Below are 17078 nucleotides of genomic sequence, written 5' to 3' on the forward strand. Positions count from 1 at the left end.
GGGGGTTTGTTGTCGGCCCCTTTTTTCCCACCGCATTATGAGCAACGACCGCCGCCGACAATTTCCTTTTGATGAGTTTGAACCGAAGTGGCAGGCGCTTTGGGATGAGAAGAAGGCGTTTCGCACGGCGGGTCCGGGGGATGCGGATTTTGATGCGTCAAAACCGAAGTATTTTGTGCTGGATATGTTTCCGTATCCGAGTGGGGCGGGTTTGCATGTGGGTCATCCTGAAGGATATACGGCGACAGATATTGTGGGTCGGTATAAGAAGTTGACCGGGTTTAACGTATTGCATCCGATGGGATGGGACGCGTTTGGGTTACCGGCGGAGCAGTATGCGATCAAGACGGGTCAGCATCCGCGCACGACGACGGAGCGAAATATTGATGGGTTTCGCGGGCAGTTGAAGCGGCTGGGTTTTGCTTATGACTGGGATCGCGAGGTGAACACGACAGACCCGGGGTATTTCAAGTGGACGCAGTGGATCTTTTTGCAGTTGTATCACTCGTATTTTGATGGGGCGACGCAGAAGGCGCGGCCGATTGCGGAGTTGGAGGCAAAGGGATTGTCGCGGGATGAGGTGGATGCGCGGAGACTGGCTTTTGTGAGTGAAGCGCCGGTGAACTGGTGTCCGGAATTGGGCACGGTGTTGTCGAACGAAGAGGTGATTGATGGCAAGAGCGAGGTGGGTGGGTTTCCGGTGGAGCGTCGGCCTTTGCGTCAGTGGATGTTGCGGATCACGGACTATGGTCAGCGGTTGATTGATGAGCTGGAGGGGTTGGATTGGCCGGAGGGGATCAAGTTGTTGCAGAAGAACTGGATTGGGCGCAGTGAGGGGGCGGAGGTGGAGTTCGGATTGCGGAATTCGGAACGCGGAATCACGGTTTTTACGACGAGGCCGGATACGTTGTTTGGGGCGACTTACATGGTTTTGGCGCCTGAGCATGCGTTGGTTGATGTCATCGTGACGCCGGAACAGAAGGAGGCGGTAGAGGCTTATCGTAAGGTTGTGGCTGGGAAGTCGGATTTGGAGAGGACGGAACTTGCCAAAGAGAAGTCGGGGGTCTTTACCGGCGGGTTTGCGGTGAATCCGGTGAACGGGGCGGAGATTCCGGTGTGGATTGCGGATTATGTTTTGAGCACTTATGGCACGGGCGCGATCATGGCGGTGCCGGGTCATGATGAAAGGGATTATGAGTTCGCGTTGAAGTTTGAATTGCCCATCAAGCAAGTGGTTATGCCTCCGCAACATTACGGCGAAGAATCCGTGGTCGAAGCGAAAACAACGATGGATCAGGATCGGGAATCTGTGATTCATAAAATGGTTAAGATACCAGAGGCCAAGGGAGTTGATGATTTGGTCGGGATACACAAGGCCAAAGCCTTCGCCGGAGAGGGATTTGCTATTAATTCCGGGTTTTTGGATGGCTTGTCGACGCAGGATGCGAAGCGCAATATGATTGACTGGTTGGAGGAGAAGGGTTTGGGCAAAGGGAAGGTCAATTTCAAACTGCGGGACTGGTTGTTCAGTCGTCAGCGGTATTGGGGCGAGCCGTTTCCGATTGTTTGGGAAGATGGGAAACATCGGGCGGTGCCGGAGTCGGAGCTGCCGGTGTTGCCTCCGGATTTGGAGGATTTTAAACCGTCGGGGACGCCGGAGCCGCCGTTGAGCAAGGCGACGGATTGGGTGCGGCATTCGGAGACGGCGAAGCGCGAGTTGAACACGATGCCGCAGTGGGCGGGGTCGTGCTGGTATTACTTGCGGTATTGCGATCCGAACAATGCGGAGCGGTTCATTTCGAAAGAGGCGGATGAATATTGGATGGGCTCAGCCGGGAAGCCGGGTGGGGTGGATCTTTATGTGGGCGGAACGGAGCATGCGGTGCTGCATTTGTTGTATGCGCGCTTCTGGCACAAGGTGTTGTTTGATCTGGGTCATGTGTGCACGCCGGAACCGTTTCAGCGGTTGGTGAATCAGGGACTGATTTTGGGGGAGGACAGTCAGAAGATGTCGAAGTCGCGCGGGAATGTGGTGAACCCGGATGACGTCATTGAAGAGTATGGCGCGGATGCGTTGCGTTTGTATGAGATGTTCATGGGTCCGCTGGAGCAGGTGAAGCCCTGGTCGATGAAGGGGGTGGAAGGCGTGTATCGTTTCCTGGCACGGGTTTGGCGTCTGGTGATGGAGACCAATCAGGAAGGGGTGTGGACGCTTTCTCCTCAGTTGCAGGACGTGGCGGTGGACAAGAAGGTGAACAAGGTGGTGCATGAGACGATCAAGAAGGTCGGTGATGACATTGAGCGTTTGGGTTTCAACACGGCGATCAGTCAGATGATGGTGTTGACCAATGCGTTGACGCAGGTGGAGGTGCGGCCGGTTTCGGCGGTGATGACGTTGCTGCAGGTGTTGAATCCGTTTGCGCCACATTTGACGGAAGAACTGGCGGAGCGGATTGGCGCGGCGTTTCCAGAGTATGCGAAAGACGGATTGCTGGCGCATCAAACCTGGCCGAATTTTGATGAAGCGGCGTTGGTCGTTGATGAGGTGGAAATTGTGGTGCAGGTGAACGGCAAGCTGCGTGGGCGTTTGGTGGTGCCGAAGGATTATGATCAGGCGGCGCTGGAGCGTGAAGCGATGGCGATTGAGAAGGTGCAGGAGTTTGTCGTGGGACTGACGGTGCGGAAGGTGATCGTGGTGCCGGGCAAGTTGTTGAATATTGTGGCGAACTGAGCTGCCTTCGGCGGGGATCGGAGCTGGAAGATCAGAGATGGGGGTTGCTTTGAAGGCGACTTCTGGTTTGTGTCTTGGATGCGCGTGGCTTTGGTTCATTATTCGGCTCCTCCAGTGATTGGAGGGGTTGAGAGAGTTTTAGGGCAGCAGGCGAAGGTGTTGTTGAAGCATGGGCATGAGGTGGTCGTGGTCTGTGCGAATGAGGGGGCGATGGTGGAGGGGTGTGAGATGAGGGTGGTGGATTGGGGGGGGGGAGACCGACGGAACGTCGGTGGTCCGACGGATGAGATGAATGATGACCGACGTGACGTCGGTGGTCCGATTGGGACTGGGAGGGCCGATGAATCATCGGCCTTGGGCTTCTTGAATGTGGAGGAGACAATCGTCAAGCACAGGCACGTGCTGCCGCATTGGCATCAGGATGGAGTTTATGCATTTGTGACCTGGAGATTGGCGGACTCGTTGCCGGGACATGTGGTGAGAGGGTGGGAAATGGAGAAGGAGATTTGGTTGGGGCATCATCCGAAGCCTTGGACGGAAGACGTGGAGAGGGAGCATCATCGGAGGTTTTCGAAGCGGGTGAATGAGTGGCTGGACGGGGGAAGCGGGGAGTGTTTGTTGAGAAGGAAGGATTGTGCGGAAGTTGTGGTGGGAACATTGAGAAAGTTTGATGGGGTGAGGTATGATTTGTGTGCGTTTGTGGTGATGCCGAATCATGTGCATGTGGTGGCGAGGTTGAGGGAGGATTTTGGAATCGAGAAGGTGGTAAAAGGATGGAAGGAATGGTCGGCGAAGGGGATCAATGCGGTGTTAGGGAAGACGGGGAAGGTATGGGCGGTGGGGTATTTTGATCGTTTGGTGAGGGATGGTCGGCATTTGGGGAAGGTGGTGGATTATGTGGTGGGCAATCCGGCGAGGTTGAAGGGAGGGTTTGTGGTTTGGGTGGGTGAGGGGTTTGATGACCGACGGAACGTCGGTGGTCCGATTGAAGAGGTGACGACTGAAGACCGACGAAACGTCGGTGGTCCGACTGAAGGGCTGACGAATGAGGGCCGACGTGACGTCGGCGGTCCGAGTGGGGGTTGCCGAGGTGATGTTGTTCCCACTGGGAGGGCCGATGTGACATCGGCCTTGGGGGATTGCGTGGTGGTGATTGTGCACAACATGCTGACAATGCCGTTTGACGATGGGGCGGCGACGAGGTTGGGGGAGATGAGTGGTGAGTGCAGGATGATCAACTGGGTGCATGATGTGGATGTTTCGCGGGAGTGGTTTGAGCAACTGGGGTTTGTGGGGCGGCATGTGGCGGTTTCGGAGGCGAGGAAGGAGCTTTTGCGCGAAAGGCTGGGAGTGGAGGAGTGTTTGGTGGTGCCGAACGGGGTGGACGTTGGGGCGACGTTGGGGTGGTCGGAAAGGCTGGAGGGCTTGAAGCTGCTGGAGCGGGAGGTGGTGATGTTTCATCCGTCACGGGTGCTGGCGCGGAAGAACATGGAGTTGGGGATTCTTGTGGTGGAGGTGTTGAGAAAAAAACGCGGGGTGGATGCGGTTTATGTGGTTTCAGGGGCGCCTGATCCGCATCGGGTGGCTTCGGCGTCGTATGCGGCGGGATTGAGGGAGATGGTGATTGAAAAGGGCTTGGGCGACGCGGTCATTTTTGTGGGGGAAACGGGGGCAGTTTCGGATGAGGAGATGCAGGCGCTTTATGGATTGGCGGATGTGGTGTTTTTTCCGAGCAAGGCGGAGGGGTTTGGACTGCCGTTGGTGGAGGCGGCGTTGTTTGGGGTGCCGGTGTTGTGTTCGGACATTCCGCCGCACCGGGAAGTGGCGGGGGTGGATGCGGAATTTTTTGGACTTGATCAGAGCGCGGAGACGGTCGCAGAGCGGGTGATGTCGATGGTGGGAGCAAGATCGAAGGGCCGGAGAGAGGCGGCGACCCGATATGGTTGGGATCGCATTTATCAGGATTATCTTGAGCCTTTGCTTAAGGAACGCTAAGAAGATGAAACAATTATGGCGCAAACTTCCCATCCCCACGATGAACAGGTGCAGCAAATCGTTGCTGCGAGTCATGCGAACCCATTCGGTTATCTGGGACCGCAGCGGTCTGACGATGGCGGAATGACGGTGCGGGCGATCCTGCCGGGGGCGCAGGGGATGGTGGTGGTGATGAAGAAATCGGGCGAGCGGATCGGGGCTTCAAGGTTGCATGAGGATGGCTTGTTTGAGGCGCGGCTTTCGGGAGAAAATTGGGGCAAGGGTTATGCGCTGGAGTGGTCGGTGGGCGAGGGACAGGTGGTGGTGAAGGACGATGCGTATGCGTTCGGGTTGTGCCTGGGCGACCAGGACATGTATTATTTCCGTGAGGGACGGCATCAGCGTCTTTATGACGTGCTGGGGGCGCACCCCAAGGTGATGGACGGTGTGGAGGGGGTGATGTTTGCGGTGTGGGCGCCAAATGCGCGTCGAGTGTCGGTGATCGGCGATTTCAACAACTGGGATGGTCGCGTGCATCCAATGCGGAACCGGATTGAGGCGGGGTTGTGGGAGATTTTTGTGCCAGGAATTGGTTTGTATGCGCATTACAAGTTTGAGCTGGTGGGGGCGCATGGCAATTTGTTCAACAAGTCGGATCCGTTCGCGTTTTTCTCGCAAAACGGGGCGCAGACGGCTTCGCTGACCTGGGATTACAACAAGTATGAGTGGCGGGATGCGGCGTGGATGAAGCGTCGCGGGGAGGTCGATCCTTACAAGATGCCGATGAGTGTTTATGAGGTGCACTTGGGATCGTGGAAGCGCGGTCAGGACGGATTGCCGCTGACTTATCGGGCCTTGGGCGAGCAGTTGATTCCTTATGTGAAGGGACTTGGGTTCACGCATATTGAGCTGATGCCAGTGAGCGAGTTTCCGTTTGATGGATCGTGGGGGTATCAGGTGAGCGGGTATTATGCACCGACGTCGAGGTTTGGCGGTCCGGATGAGTTCCGCGATTTTGTGGATCGCTGTCATGAAGAAGGCATCGGGGTGATTGTGGACTGGGTGCCAGCGCACTTTCCAAAAGATGCGCATGGTTTGGCGAAGTTTGATGGGACGGCGTTGTTCGAGCATGCGGACCCGCGTCAGGGCGAGCACATGGATTGGGGGACGTTGATTTTTAACTATGGTCGCAATGAGGTGAAAAATTTCCTGATCGCGAATGCGTTGTTTTGGCTGGAGCATTATCACATTGACGGCATTCGTGTGGATGCGGTGGCGTCGATGTTGTATCTGGATTACTCACGCGAACATGGGCAGTGGATGCCGAACCGCTTTGGTGGTCGTGAAAACCTCGAAGCGATCGAGTTCCTGAAGGAGTTGAACCAGCTTTGTTATGCGAATCATCCGGGCGTGTTGATGATTGCGGAGGAGAGCACGGCATGGCCGGGTGTGTCGCGTCCGGTGAGTGCGGGCGGACTGGGTTTTGGCTTCAAGTGGAACATGGGCTGGATGAACGATTCACTCAGCTACATCGAGAAGGAACCGATTCATCGGAAGTATCATCATGGCGAGGCGACGTTCTCGATGTTGTATGCTTATGATGAAAATTTTGTGCTGGTGCTGAGTCACGATGAGGTGGTGCACGGCAAGGGATCGATGATCGACAAGATGCCCGGCGATCGCTGGCAGCAGTTTGCAAATTTGCGGATGTTTTATGGCTGGATGTGGACGCATCCGGGGAAAAAATTGTTGTTCATGGGCAGTGAGATTGGTCAATGGAAGGAATGGAACCATGATCGCGAGCTTGATTGGGCGGTGTTGTTCGGTGAGGAGCACCGTGGATTGCAGAAATTTGTGGGTGATTTGAACCGGTTGTATACCGGGGTGCCAGCGTTGCATCGGGTGGATCATCAGCCGGGCGGATTTCAGTGGCTGGATGCGAATGCGTGGCAGGACAGTGTGTTTGTGTTTACCCGGTCGGCTCCTGGTGAGGGGACGGTTTATGTCGCGGTGAATGCGACGCCGGTGCTGCGCGAAGGTTATCGGATGGGAGTGGCGGAGGGTGGGTTTTACCGCGAGTTGCTGAACAGTGACGCGGCTTGTTACGGCGGTTCGAATGCGGGGAACGGGGCGGGGCTGGATGCTCAGCAGGTTTCCTGGCAGGGCCAGCCGTGGTCGGTGGTGATGACGCTGCCGCCTTTGGCAACAGTGGTGCTGGCGCGGGCTTAGGCGTAGCGTAAGGGTAGATCCGCGCTGCGTATCAGGGTTGCTACAACAGAGGTTGTGGCGAGGTTGAGGGACACGGGTGAGTTTTGTCCGGGAGGTGTCATTTTTTTATTGGAACGACTATGAGTTTGCCAAAGATCGCGGGTCTTGAATTGCAGGAGTTGATCGGCAGCGGAAGCTGTGGGGCGGTCTACCGGGCGGTGTCGGCTTCAACGCACGAGGAGTGCGCGGTGAAGGTGTTCAGTTCGATGAGCATCAACCGGAAGTTGCTGTCGATTGTGCTGAACGGGATGCAGTCGATGCCGGAGCATCCGGGGTTGTTGCGACCGGTGATGTTTAACTTTGATCAGAGTCCGTATTTTTGTGCGATGCCGCTGGTGGGGTTCATGACCACGGATGGGTCGGGCAAAAAAGTGTGGGACACGCCAACGCTGGAGACCTGCTGTGGCAAGGTGGCGGCGGGGGAGGCGTGGCGCTATCTTTACGAGGTGTGCGATGCGATGGCGTGGTTGCACAAACACAACCTGGTGCATTGCAATTTGAAACCGTGCAATGTGTTGCTGGAGAACAGTGAGACCAGCGCGACGCGGATTACTGATCCGCTGCAGGGATGGATTCAGGGGATTCATCACTTTGAGGTGACCGATCATTTTATGCATGTGCCGCCGGAGCAGGTGGACACGCCGGATCAGCTGGCGGTGAATGGATCGCGCTGGGATGTGTATGCGTTTGGGGTGCTGGCGTATCGGTTGTTGAACGGCAAGTTTCCGCGTGCGGGTGAGGTGTATGAGGTGGAGATGCAGAAGGTGAAGGCATCGAACGGCATGGGCGCTTTGGATGGCAAGGCGGTGATGGCGGCGGTGAAAGCGCAAAAGACCGTGGAGTGGCCGGCGGCACCGGTGGACAAATGGGACGCGCGGCGGCGTGAGGTCATTGATGGGTGTCTGATGCTGGAGATGAATGACCGCTGGGCAGATTTGCGTGAGGTGATGCGGGAGTTTGAAAAGTTGGAGGCGGATTTTCTTTTGGAGGATGCACGGGAGAAGATTGAGATCGAGAAGGTGCGGCAGGCGCGCAAGGTGTGGTTGTTGAGGTCGGCAGCGATGGTGTTGGGGGCGGCGTTTGTGGTGGCGGTGGTGTATGGTTCGTATCGGTATTTCAGCACGCTGGACCGGGCGAAAGAGGCGGAAAGCACCATCGTGGAGAATGCGGCGGATCATTTGAATCAGGTGACGGCGCTGGAGACGACGAACATTGATTTGTCGCAGGCGAAACAACAGGCGGAGGAAGCGAAGCGGGTGGCAGATGCGAATTTGCAGATGTCGCAGGTGGCGGTGGACAATTTGCTGACGCAGATTTTGGAACTTCCAACCGGGTTGGGGTTGGACTCAGGATTGTCGGACAAGCCGATTGCGGATGCGTTGTCGTTTTACGAGAAGGAGCGGGAGAATTTCAAGGACAATGAAGCGTTGTTGCCAGAGCGGGCGCGGAATTATTTCAACTCGGCGCAGTTGTTGATGCGGCAGCAGAAGCGGGCGGAGGCTTTGAGTTTTTTCCAGCAGGCGAGGGAGGTGTTGCTGGAGTTGTTGAGCAAGGAGCCTGGGCATGTGGATGTGCCGAGGCGTCAGGCGTTGTTGGGGAAAACGTGCCGGTGGTTGGGGGCGTTTCGCGCGGAGGACGGATTGCGCTCCGAGGCATTGGCGATGTTCAGGGAGTCGGTGCAGTATTTGCAACCGGCATTGGCGGCAGATCCGGGCAATCGGGCGACTCGGGAGGAGACGGCGACGGCTTTTTATGAGTTGGGCAAACGGTTGCGTCGGGATGGCGACACGGGGTCGGCGGTGGAGGCGTTGAACAACGTGCCGATCATTCTGGCAAAGGAGCATTTGCCGGATGATGCGCTGAGCGAGATTGAGCAATTTTTGGTGGCGCGCAGTCAGATTGAGCAGGCGCTGGCGCTGCGCGACAAGGGCGAGGTGGATGAGTCGATGAGGGTGTTGTTCGATGCGATGGAAGTGATGGTGAAGCTGGTGGAGAAGGCGGCACCGAACAACAAGGAGCAGGCGCTGACGCTGGCGGAGGCTTATGTGGAGTTTGGCGGGGTGATTTCCGGGAAGCTGGGGAGTTCGGATGCAAAAGAGGCGCAGACCGAGGCACAGGCGATTTTGATGGAGTTGCTGCGTGTGCATCCGCAGTGGGCAGAGGCGAGGTTTTTGCTGGCGAAAAGTTATGGGGAAGTGGCCGGGCTGGAGCGCAATGAAGGTCATGGACCTGAGGCGTTAAGGCGGCAAACGACGGCGGTTCAGACCTTGGCAGAGTTGAGTCGGGACAACCCGGAGAACACGCGGTTTCTCGTGGAGTTGGCGCGTCAGCAGGGTCAGCATGCGCAGATGTTGTGTGAGTTGGGCAAGGCGAAGGATGGGGTGGCTCTGGTGTCGGAGGCGGTGACGGCGCTTGAGGGGTTGATCGATCAACGTTCGGATGCGTTGGATGAACTGGATCGCAAGACTTGCGGGGTTTTGCTGGCGCAATTGTTGGGGATTCGGGGGTATGCGGGCGAGACTGCGAAGGACATGGAGCTGGCGAAGTCATCTTTCGCCAAGGCATCCGAACAATGGCAGGCGATGGAGACGAAACACGGGAAGGAAGATGTCATTGAGCAGGGGTTGGAATGGACGGCCGGCAAATTGAAGAGCCTTAAATGAGGGTTGATGAATTTTTGAGCTCTGTTAATATGAACAGTGTTCGATATTTTAAACAAGCCGATTCGAGGTCGTGGAGCTGAGGGAAATCCCTTGGAGAGGTTTGTTTCTCTTCGCGTCGAGTATGACGACGGAGAGGCACCGGGCAGGGTGGAGACGAAGGTGTTCGTAGATCATTCGAGTTCGGTGATTTCGAAGAACGAGAGTCCTGATCTCGGGATGATGGCGAGTGTTAATCCTTATCGGGGTTGTGAGCATGGGTGTGCTTATTGTTATGCGAGGCCGACCCATGAGTATCTGGGTTTTGGTTCGGGGGTGGATTTTGAGTCGCGCATCATGGTAAAAACGGAGGCACCAAAGCTGCTGAGGGCGACGTTGATGAAACCCCGGTATCGGGTGGTGCCGGTGACGATGAGCGGGGTGACGGATTGTTATCAGCCTTTGGAGAAGAAGCTGAGGGTCACGCGTGGATGTCTGGAAGTGTTTGCGGAATTTCGGCATCCGGTGGCGATCATCACGAAAAATCATCTGGTGACGCGCGATGTGGATTTGTTGAGCGAGCTGGCGAAGTTTCAGGCGTCGATGGTGTATGTGTCGATCACATCGTTGGATGCGGATCTGGCGCACAAGCTGGAGCCGAGGGCCTCGTCGCCGAAGATGCGACTGGAGGCGGTGAGGTTATTGAGGGCGGCGGGAGTGCCAGTCGGGGTGTCGGTGGCACCGATGATTCCGGGGCTGAATGATCACGAAATTCCGGCGATTTTGGAGGCGGCGGCGCAGGCAGGGGCGATGGCGGCTTTTTATTCAGTAGTGCGGCTGCCGTTTGGAGTGAAGGAGGTATTTGCGGAGTGGTTGGAGACGCATTTTCCGGATCGGAAGGAGAAAATTTTGGGGCGGATTAGGGAATCGCAGGGGCAGACGATGTCGCATCCAGAATTTGGAAAACGACTGAGCGGAGTCGGGGTGTGGGCAGAGCAGGTGGCGCAGTTGTTCCGGGTGGGGATGATTCGAAGCGGGCTGGCGAAGATGGAGCGTCCGAAGCTGAGCAATGCGGCTTTTCGCAGGCCGGGGGAGCAGATGCAGTTGGAGCTGGTGGGTGTGTAGCTGGCAACAGGAGTGGGAGATGTTTGGGGGAAAAGTAGTGTCTTACGGAAAGGTTTATGGTTTACTGGACGATTCTTTTGATTCCTCCCATGCGCATTCTTCTGGCATTTGATAAATTTAAAGGGTCACTGACGGCTGTTCAGGTGGCTGAAGCGGCGCAACGTGGTTTGCAGCGGTCCTGGCCGGAGGTTGAGGTGGTGGTGAGTCCGATTGCAGATGGCGGTGAAGGGTTTACGGAGGCGGTTTTGAGTGCGTGTGAGGGTGAGGGGCGGTGGATGGACGCGAAAACGCATGATGCCCAGGGGCGGCCGATGAAGTCGCGGTATGGAATCGTGCAACGTGATGGCGAGGCCGAGGCGGTGATGGAAATGAGCGCGGCCTCGGGGCTGGCGTTGGTGAAGGATCTGCCGTTGAACCCGCATCTGGCGAGCACGTATGGGACGGGCGAGATGATGTTGCATGCGCTGGATCAGGGCGTGAAGCGGCTATTGATTGGCATCGGCGGAAGTGCGACCAATGACGGGGGTTGCGGGATGGCGATGGCATTGGGTTGCCGGTTTTTGGACAAGGACGGGGCGGAGTTGGGATGTTTGCCGGCAGATCTGGATGTGCTGGATCGGATTGATGCGTCGGGGATGACAAAATGTGAGGTGCTGGTGGCCTGTGATGTCGACAATCCATTGCTTGGCGAGAAGGGGGCGTCAACGGTTTATGGTCCGCAGAAAGGCGTGCAGGAAGTAGGGTTGTTTGATGGAAGATTGCAGCGTCTGGCCGAGGTGGTGAAACGCGATTTGGGATGTGATCACCGGTTGGTGCCTGGAGCGGGGGCGGCGGGTGGATTGGGTTTTGGGCTGATGAGTTTTTGCGGGGCCGAACTGCGGGGGGGATTTGATATTGTGGCGGATCTGAGCGGGTTGCGGGCAAGGATTGAACAAGCGGATCTGGTGATCACGGGGGAAGGGCGGATGGATGGTCAGACCTTGCATGGAAAGGGTCCGCATGGAGTGGCGCTGATGGCGCGGGAGTTGGGCAAGCCGGTGGTGGGGATCGCGGGCATGGTGGAGTCGGATGCCGGACTGGAGGCCTGTTTTGATGGATTGGTGCAGGTCAAACCGGAGTCGATGAGCTGCGAGGAGGCGATTGCCAATGCGGCGGTATTGGTGGAGGAAACCGTTGCGCAGCGGGCAGACTGGCTTAAGGACTTGGTCTCAAATCGTTAGACTCAAGCATTCATTTTATGATGGCGAAGAAAGTTGTGTTGTTGTTTGCGGGCCAGGGTGCCCAGAAAGTTGGCATGGGCAAAGATCTTGCGGAGGCCAATCCCAAGGCAAAGGCGTTGTTCGATCGGGCGGATGAGGTGCTGGGGTTCAAGCTTTCCGAGGTGATGTTTGAAGGGCCGATGGAAGAGCTGACCCGGACCTCGCGTTGTCAGCCTGCGTTGTATGTGCAGGGATTGGCTTTGCTGGAAGTGTTGCGTGAGAAGATGCCGGATCTTGAGGTGGCGGCGTGTGCGGGCTTGTCTTTGGGAGAATTCACGGCTCACGCGGCAGCGGGCACGTTTGATTTTGAGACGGGTTTGAAGCTGGTGCATCAACGCGGGACATTCATGGAAGAGGCTTGTGAAGCCACCGAAGGCGGAATGGCGGCGATGATCGGCGGAGAGGAAAGCGCGGTGCGCGAACTGGCGGCGGAGTGTCATGTGGATGTAGCGAATTTGAATGCGCCGGGGCAGATCGTGTTGAGCGGCGGCGTTGAAGGCATCAAGGCGGCGGTGGCAGGGGCGAAAGACAAGGGGATTCGCAAGGCGGTGGAGTTGCCGGTGGCCGGGGCGTATCACAGTCGTTTGATGAAACCGGCGCAGGACAAGCTGGCGAAGGTTTTGGAGACGGTGGAATTGAAGCTTTCGGAGATTCCTGTGATCAGCAATTTTGAAGCGGATGCGGTGACCAGTGAGATCGTGATCAAGAACACGCTGGAGCGTCAGGTGACGGGTTCGGTGCGCTGGAGTGAGTCGATGCAGCTTTTGTTGAACGGGGGTTACGATACTTTCCTTGAGCTGGGTCCTGATGGCACACTGGCGGGGTTGATGGGCCGCATTCAGAAGGGCGTGGACATCACGACGTTGAAGGATGCGGCGAGTGTCGATGCTTATGTGGCTGCGGCGAATGGCTGAGAGCGGCTAGTGGAAGGATACTCCTGATGGCGCGGTTTTGGCGGTTATGTCGAAATCCGTGCTGTGACATGACAACCTGCCGCAATAAACCCTACCGGGCAGGCGTATCAATATCATTGCCGTCCTCCCGAATCTGGAACCGTGACCTTATGAACATCAATCGCCGTCGTTTTATTCTCCGATCCCTGGGTGCCTCGTTGGCATTGCCTGGACTGTCTTCCTTGATGGCCAATTCGGTGGGGGGGAACTCTGCGGTTCAGGTGGCCAAGGGTGCGGGAGTTGGCGCTCGACGTTTTGTGGCCGTTGGCAATCTGCTCGGTTTTCAGGTGAAGCAGCTTTTTCCAACCACCCAAGGGCGAAACTACGAGAAGACCACGCTGCTCGAGCCATTATGGGAAAATCGCGATCAGTTGACGGTTTATCGTGGTCTTGATCACGGTGTTAAAGGGGGTCACTTCGCGGTGCATTCGTTCCTTTCCGGCGTGCTCAATTCGGAAGCGCAAAATCGTCCCGATGGCAATGTCTCCATCGATCAGTTTCTTGCGGATGAAGTCGGGTATCACACGCGCTTCCCTTCGCTCACGGTCGGTTCCGAGGGCGGAATTCATGGCGGCTGCCAAATTGCCTGGACCAAGTCTGGCGTGCGCGTTCCTCCTGTTACAGGTCCCGCCCAACTTTTTGAAAAACTCTTTGTCAGCGACTCGCCCGAGCGTCAGGCCAGCCGGGTTCAGGACAATCAGGTTCAGGCTTCGATTCTTGATGCGGTTTTGGGAGATGCCAATCGCCTTGCCCGTCAGGTGAACAAGGAGGACAAGGACAAGCTCGACGAGTATATGACCTCCATTCGCGATGTGGAAAAACGTTTGGAACTGCGTCAGCGTTGGGATCATCAACCAAAGCCGGAAGCGCCGTTTGGCAAGCCTGCCAACCGCAATCCGGTAGAGGATTTGCCGCTGCTTTATGAGTTGATCGCTCTTGCTTTGCAGACGGATTCCACCCGCATTGCGACATTGGAAATCGGCGGAGATTTCATGCCGCAGCACCTCGGCATCAAAAAGGATTATCATGGTCTTTCCCACCACGGCAACGACCCGGAAGCCATCGCCAACCTCATCGCGCTGGAGAAATACCAGATCATGCATTTCGGCAAATTCATCAATCGCCTGTCGAACATTCAGGATGGCGAGCGCACGTTGCTTGACTCGACCGCCGTGCTTTTCGGCAGCGGCATTGGCGATGCCAACTCGCACCGCAACTCCGATTTGCCGATCATCCTTGCCGGTGGTGGGTATAAGCATGGTGAGTTCCGTGAAGTGCCACGCGAAGGGATCAACAAGGTTCCCCTTTGCAATCTTTATGTCGACATCGCCCAGAAGATGGGCGTGGAGACGGATTCCTTCGGCAGCAGCACCGGTCGTTTCTCCTGATGCGCTTTTTTCATCAGGTCCGCTTGATCGCCGTCGTTTTGGCGATGGGTTTCAGCTTCGCCGCTCATGGAGAGGAAAAAGCTGCAAAGCTGCCGTCGGCCTCATCACCGGCAAAGGCTCCGTCAGAGTCAAAGCCTGCGGTTGCCGAACCTGAGGCTAAGTCAGTGCCTCCCGCCGTTTCGACCGCGAATCCCAAGCCTGCGGAGGCTGAGGCACCGCCCCCCGCCGCGCAATCCTCGCCTCCAGCCAAGCCGATCCCGCCGCGCGAACTGGTGCTGCAATTTCTCTCTTCTTATTGCCTCGAATGCCACGACAGCGATGTGCAAAAGGGTGACCGCGACTTTGCTCTTTTTGGTCTGCCGCTCAGCAAAGAGGCCGATCTGATCGAAGCCAAGGACATCATTGACCAGCTCACGCTGAAAGAGATGCCGCCGAAGAAGTCCGACCAGCCTTCCGATGAAGAACGCATCGCCATGGTCCGCGCCTTGCGCGAAGGGGTTGTGGCCGCCCGGGGCAAGATTCAGAGCACCGGCTCCCGCACGGTCATGAGGCGCCTCTCCAGTCGCGAGTATGAGTCAACCTTGGCCACGCTTTTTGGACGACGCGTGGACACGCTCGGACTCACCGCCGATTTCCCGAAGGAGAAAACCAGTCATCACATCGACACCATTGGCCAGACCTTGGTGACTTCCGGCTTTCTTGTGGATCAGCATTTTCAGTCGGCCAACCGGCTGGTTGAAATGCGGCTCGGCAAACCGTCGATGCAGCCGCAGGAGTGGCACTTCAACGGCCACTTTGTGCAATACGAAGAGCTGCAAGGTTCACACAAGGACGCTTTTAACTTTGGCTATTTGAACCTCTATGAACAGCCCAACACCGACACCCGTCAGGGCGGCTACGGCCATATCGAAGACTTCCTCAAAGGCGTGCCTGTGTCTGGATTGTATGACATCGAAGTTGAAGCCCAGGCCATGCACCGGGACACCCACTATGATCCCGAGATCTTCGGCATCGATTTTTCCGAGCCTTTCATCCTTGGCATCGTTCCTGGCGACGTTACCAAGGGCCACATCCATTATCCGCAGGCGATCGAACCTTTGCTCGCCAGCAAGACGGTCCCGGATTCGCGCACCCGGCTTGGCTTCCGCGTCTGGTTGGAAGCTGGACAAACACCGCGCTTCATCTTTCCCAATGGCCCCTATGAGTCGCGGGCCTCGGTCATCACCGTGAACAAGCGCTATAAGGATGAATTCAAAGCAAAGATTCCCTCATCGCTCGTTGGTCGTGCGCACATTCTGCGCGAAGGTAAGCTGCCGCACATCCGCATCAGCGACATCAAGATCAAAGGCCCTGTGCAGGAGAAAGGTGGCAGCGTCGAGGAGGTGGCGGTATTCGGCAGCGAAGGCTTCAAAGCCGAGCGCGCGATGGATCAGCTTTATGCTTTTGCCGAAAAGGCCTATCGTCGCCCGCTGGACGACACTGACCGGCAGCCCATCCGTGCGCTTTATGAGAAACGGGTTGCAGAAAAAGCCAGTCCGCGTCAGGCCGCCTTGGATGCCTTGAAGCTGATCCTTTGTTCGCCTTCTTTCCTCTATCTCAGCGAGGTCACCGAAGAATCTGAGAAGGCATTGAAACCCCATGACCTTGCTTCACGCCTCTCCTATGCCTTATGGACGGCACCGCCGGATGCTGAATTGCTGCAGGTCGCCAAGTCAGGCAAGCTTGCCGGGGAAGAAGAGTTGAAAAAGCAAGTGCAACGCATGCTTTCGGATGAACGCGTTTCCAATTTTGTAAACGATTTTCTGGATAGCTGGCTCAATCTTCGGGACCTCGGCAGCCAGCCGCCCCCGCGCGAGACCAACCGTGCTTATTATGCGGAAGATCTTCCGGCATCCATGAAGAAAGAGATCCGTCTTTTTTTCACCGACCTGCTCAAAAACAACGGTCCCGTGACCAACTTTATCGATGCTGACTACACCTTTGCGGACAAAAAGCTGGCTGCGGTTTACGACATTCCCGAGAAGAAAACGTTGCGCCTCGCCGATGGATTCAAGAAGGTCAGTCTCAAAGGCAATTCGCGCCGTGGTGGGCTGCTTGGAATGGCCGGGGTGCTGACAGTCAGTGCCAATGGCGTGGAGACTTCACCGGTCACGCGAGGGGTTTGGGTGAGTGAAAACATTCTCGGCTACCAGCCGCCACCGCCGCCTGATGAAGTTCCTGCGATTGATCCTGATGTCAGCGGCGCCACCACCATTCGTGAACGGCTCGCCAAACACAGCCTCGACCGCACCTGCGCTGAGTGCCATCGCAAGATCGATCCCCTGGGCTTTAGTCTGGAGACATTCGATCCCGTCGGTCGCTGGCGGGACACTTATCCGAAGCCCAAGAAAAAAGAACTTCCTGCGCCGAAGATCGATTCCACCGGGGAATTTCCCTCGGGTGAAACCTACAAGGATTTTGCCGGATTTAAGAAGATCATTCGCGACACGCGTGCCGACTTTTTCACCCGGCATCTGATCAAGCAGGTGCTCAGCTACTCCACCGGGCGGCACATGGAGATCGCTGATGAAGCAGAGATTGAAGCGATTCAGGAGAAGGTGAAAAAGGAAAAGCTCGGCCTGCGCAGTCTGTTGGTCGCGTGCCTGACCAGTGAGATTTTCCGTTCAAGGTAAAGCGGTGTTGTTCGCGGTTTCGTATTCGATAAACAAGATGTGCTGTTCATGTTGAGTGGAGACAACTAC

9 protein-coding genes are annotated in these 17078 nt (G+C 56.6%); all 9 read left to right on the top strand.

Going from position 1 to position 17078, the window contains the following annotated elements:
- Positions 1-37: 37 nt before the first annotated feature.
- The 9 genes from leuS to FEM03_RS08340 all read left to right on the top strand — a co-directional run bounded on the left by leuS (position 38) and on the right by FEM03_RS08340 (position 17009).
- Positions 38-2731 carry a leucine--tRNA ligase gene (gene leuS, locus FEM03_RS08300; protein ID WP_138085731.1) on the top strand — a complete coding sequence of 898 codons (2694 nt, stop codon included), beginning with the start codon at positions 38-40 and terminating at the stop codon, positions 2729-2731.
- A gap of 78 nt (positions 2732-2809) precedes the next feature.
- Entirely contained in the window at positions 2810-4726 is a 1917-nt protein-coding gene (locus FEM03_RS08305; protein WP_206170927.1) for a glycosyltransferase, read from the top strand.
- A gap of 15 nt (positions 4727-4741) precedes the next feature.
- Positions 4742-6934 (top strand): 1,4-alpha-glucan branching protein GlgB, encoded by a 2193-nt coding sequence (gene glgB / locus FEM03_RS08310; protein ID WP_138085733.1) that lies wholly within the window; start codon positions 4742-4744, stop codon positions 6932-6934.
- Between the two features lie 119 nt (positions 6935-7053).
- Positions 7054-9636, top strand: coding sequence for a protein kinase domain-containing protein (locus tag FEM03_RS08315; protein WP_138085734.1), 2583 nt, complete (start codon positions 7054-7056; stop codon positions 9634-9636).
- Between the two features lie 36 nt (positions 9637-9672).
- Complete coding sequence (locus FEM03_RS08320; RefSeq protein WP_206170928.1) at positions 9673-10737, top strand: PA0069 family radical SAM protein; 1065 nt, start codon at positions 9673-9675, stop codon at positions 10735-10737.
- A gap of 89 nt (positions 10738-10826) precedes the next feature.
- Complete coding sequence (locus tag FEM03_RS08325) at positions 10827-11957, top strand: glycerate kinase (protein ID WP_166442728.1); 1131 nt, start codon at positions 10827-10829, stop codon at positions 11955-11957.
- A gap of 20 nt (positions 11958-11977) precedes the next feature.
- The gene (fabD, locus tag FEM03_RS08330) at positions 11978-12910 is read left to right on the top strand and encodes an ACP S-malonyltransferase (RefSeq protein WP_138085761.1); all 933 of its coding nucleotides are present in this window, start codon (positions 11978-11980) and stop codon (positions 12908-12910) included.
- Between the two features lie 149 nt (positions 12911-13059).
- Positions 13060-14337, top strand: a complete 1278-nt coding sequence (locus FEM03_RS08335; RefSeq protein ID WP_138085736.1) for a DUF1552 domain-containing protein — start codon at positions 13060-13062, stop codon at positions 14335-14337.
- 23 nt (positions 14338-14360) lie between these two features.
- Positions 14361-17009 (top strand): DUF1592 domain-containing protein, encoded by a 2649-nt coding sequence (locus FEM03_RS08340; RefSeq protein WP_240772709.1) that lies wholly within the window; start codon positions 14361-14363, stop codon positions 17007-17009.
- The last annotated feature ends 69 nt before the right edge of the window (positions 17010-17078 follow it).

This window comes from Phragmitibacter flavus (assembly GCF_005780165.1).
GTDB classification, from domain to species: domain Bacteria; phylum Verrucomicrobiota; class Verrucomicrobiia; order Verrucomicrobiales; family Verrucomicrobiaceae; genus Phragmitibacter; species Phragmitibacter flavus.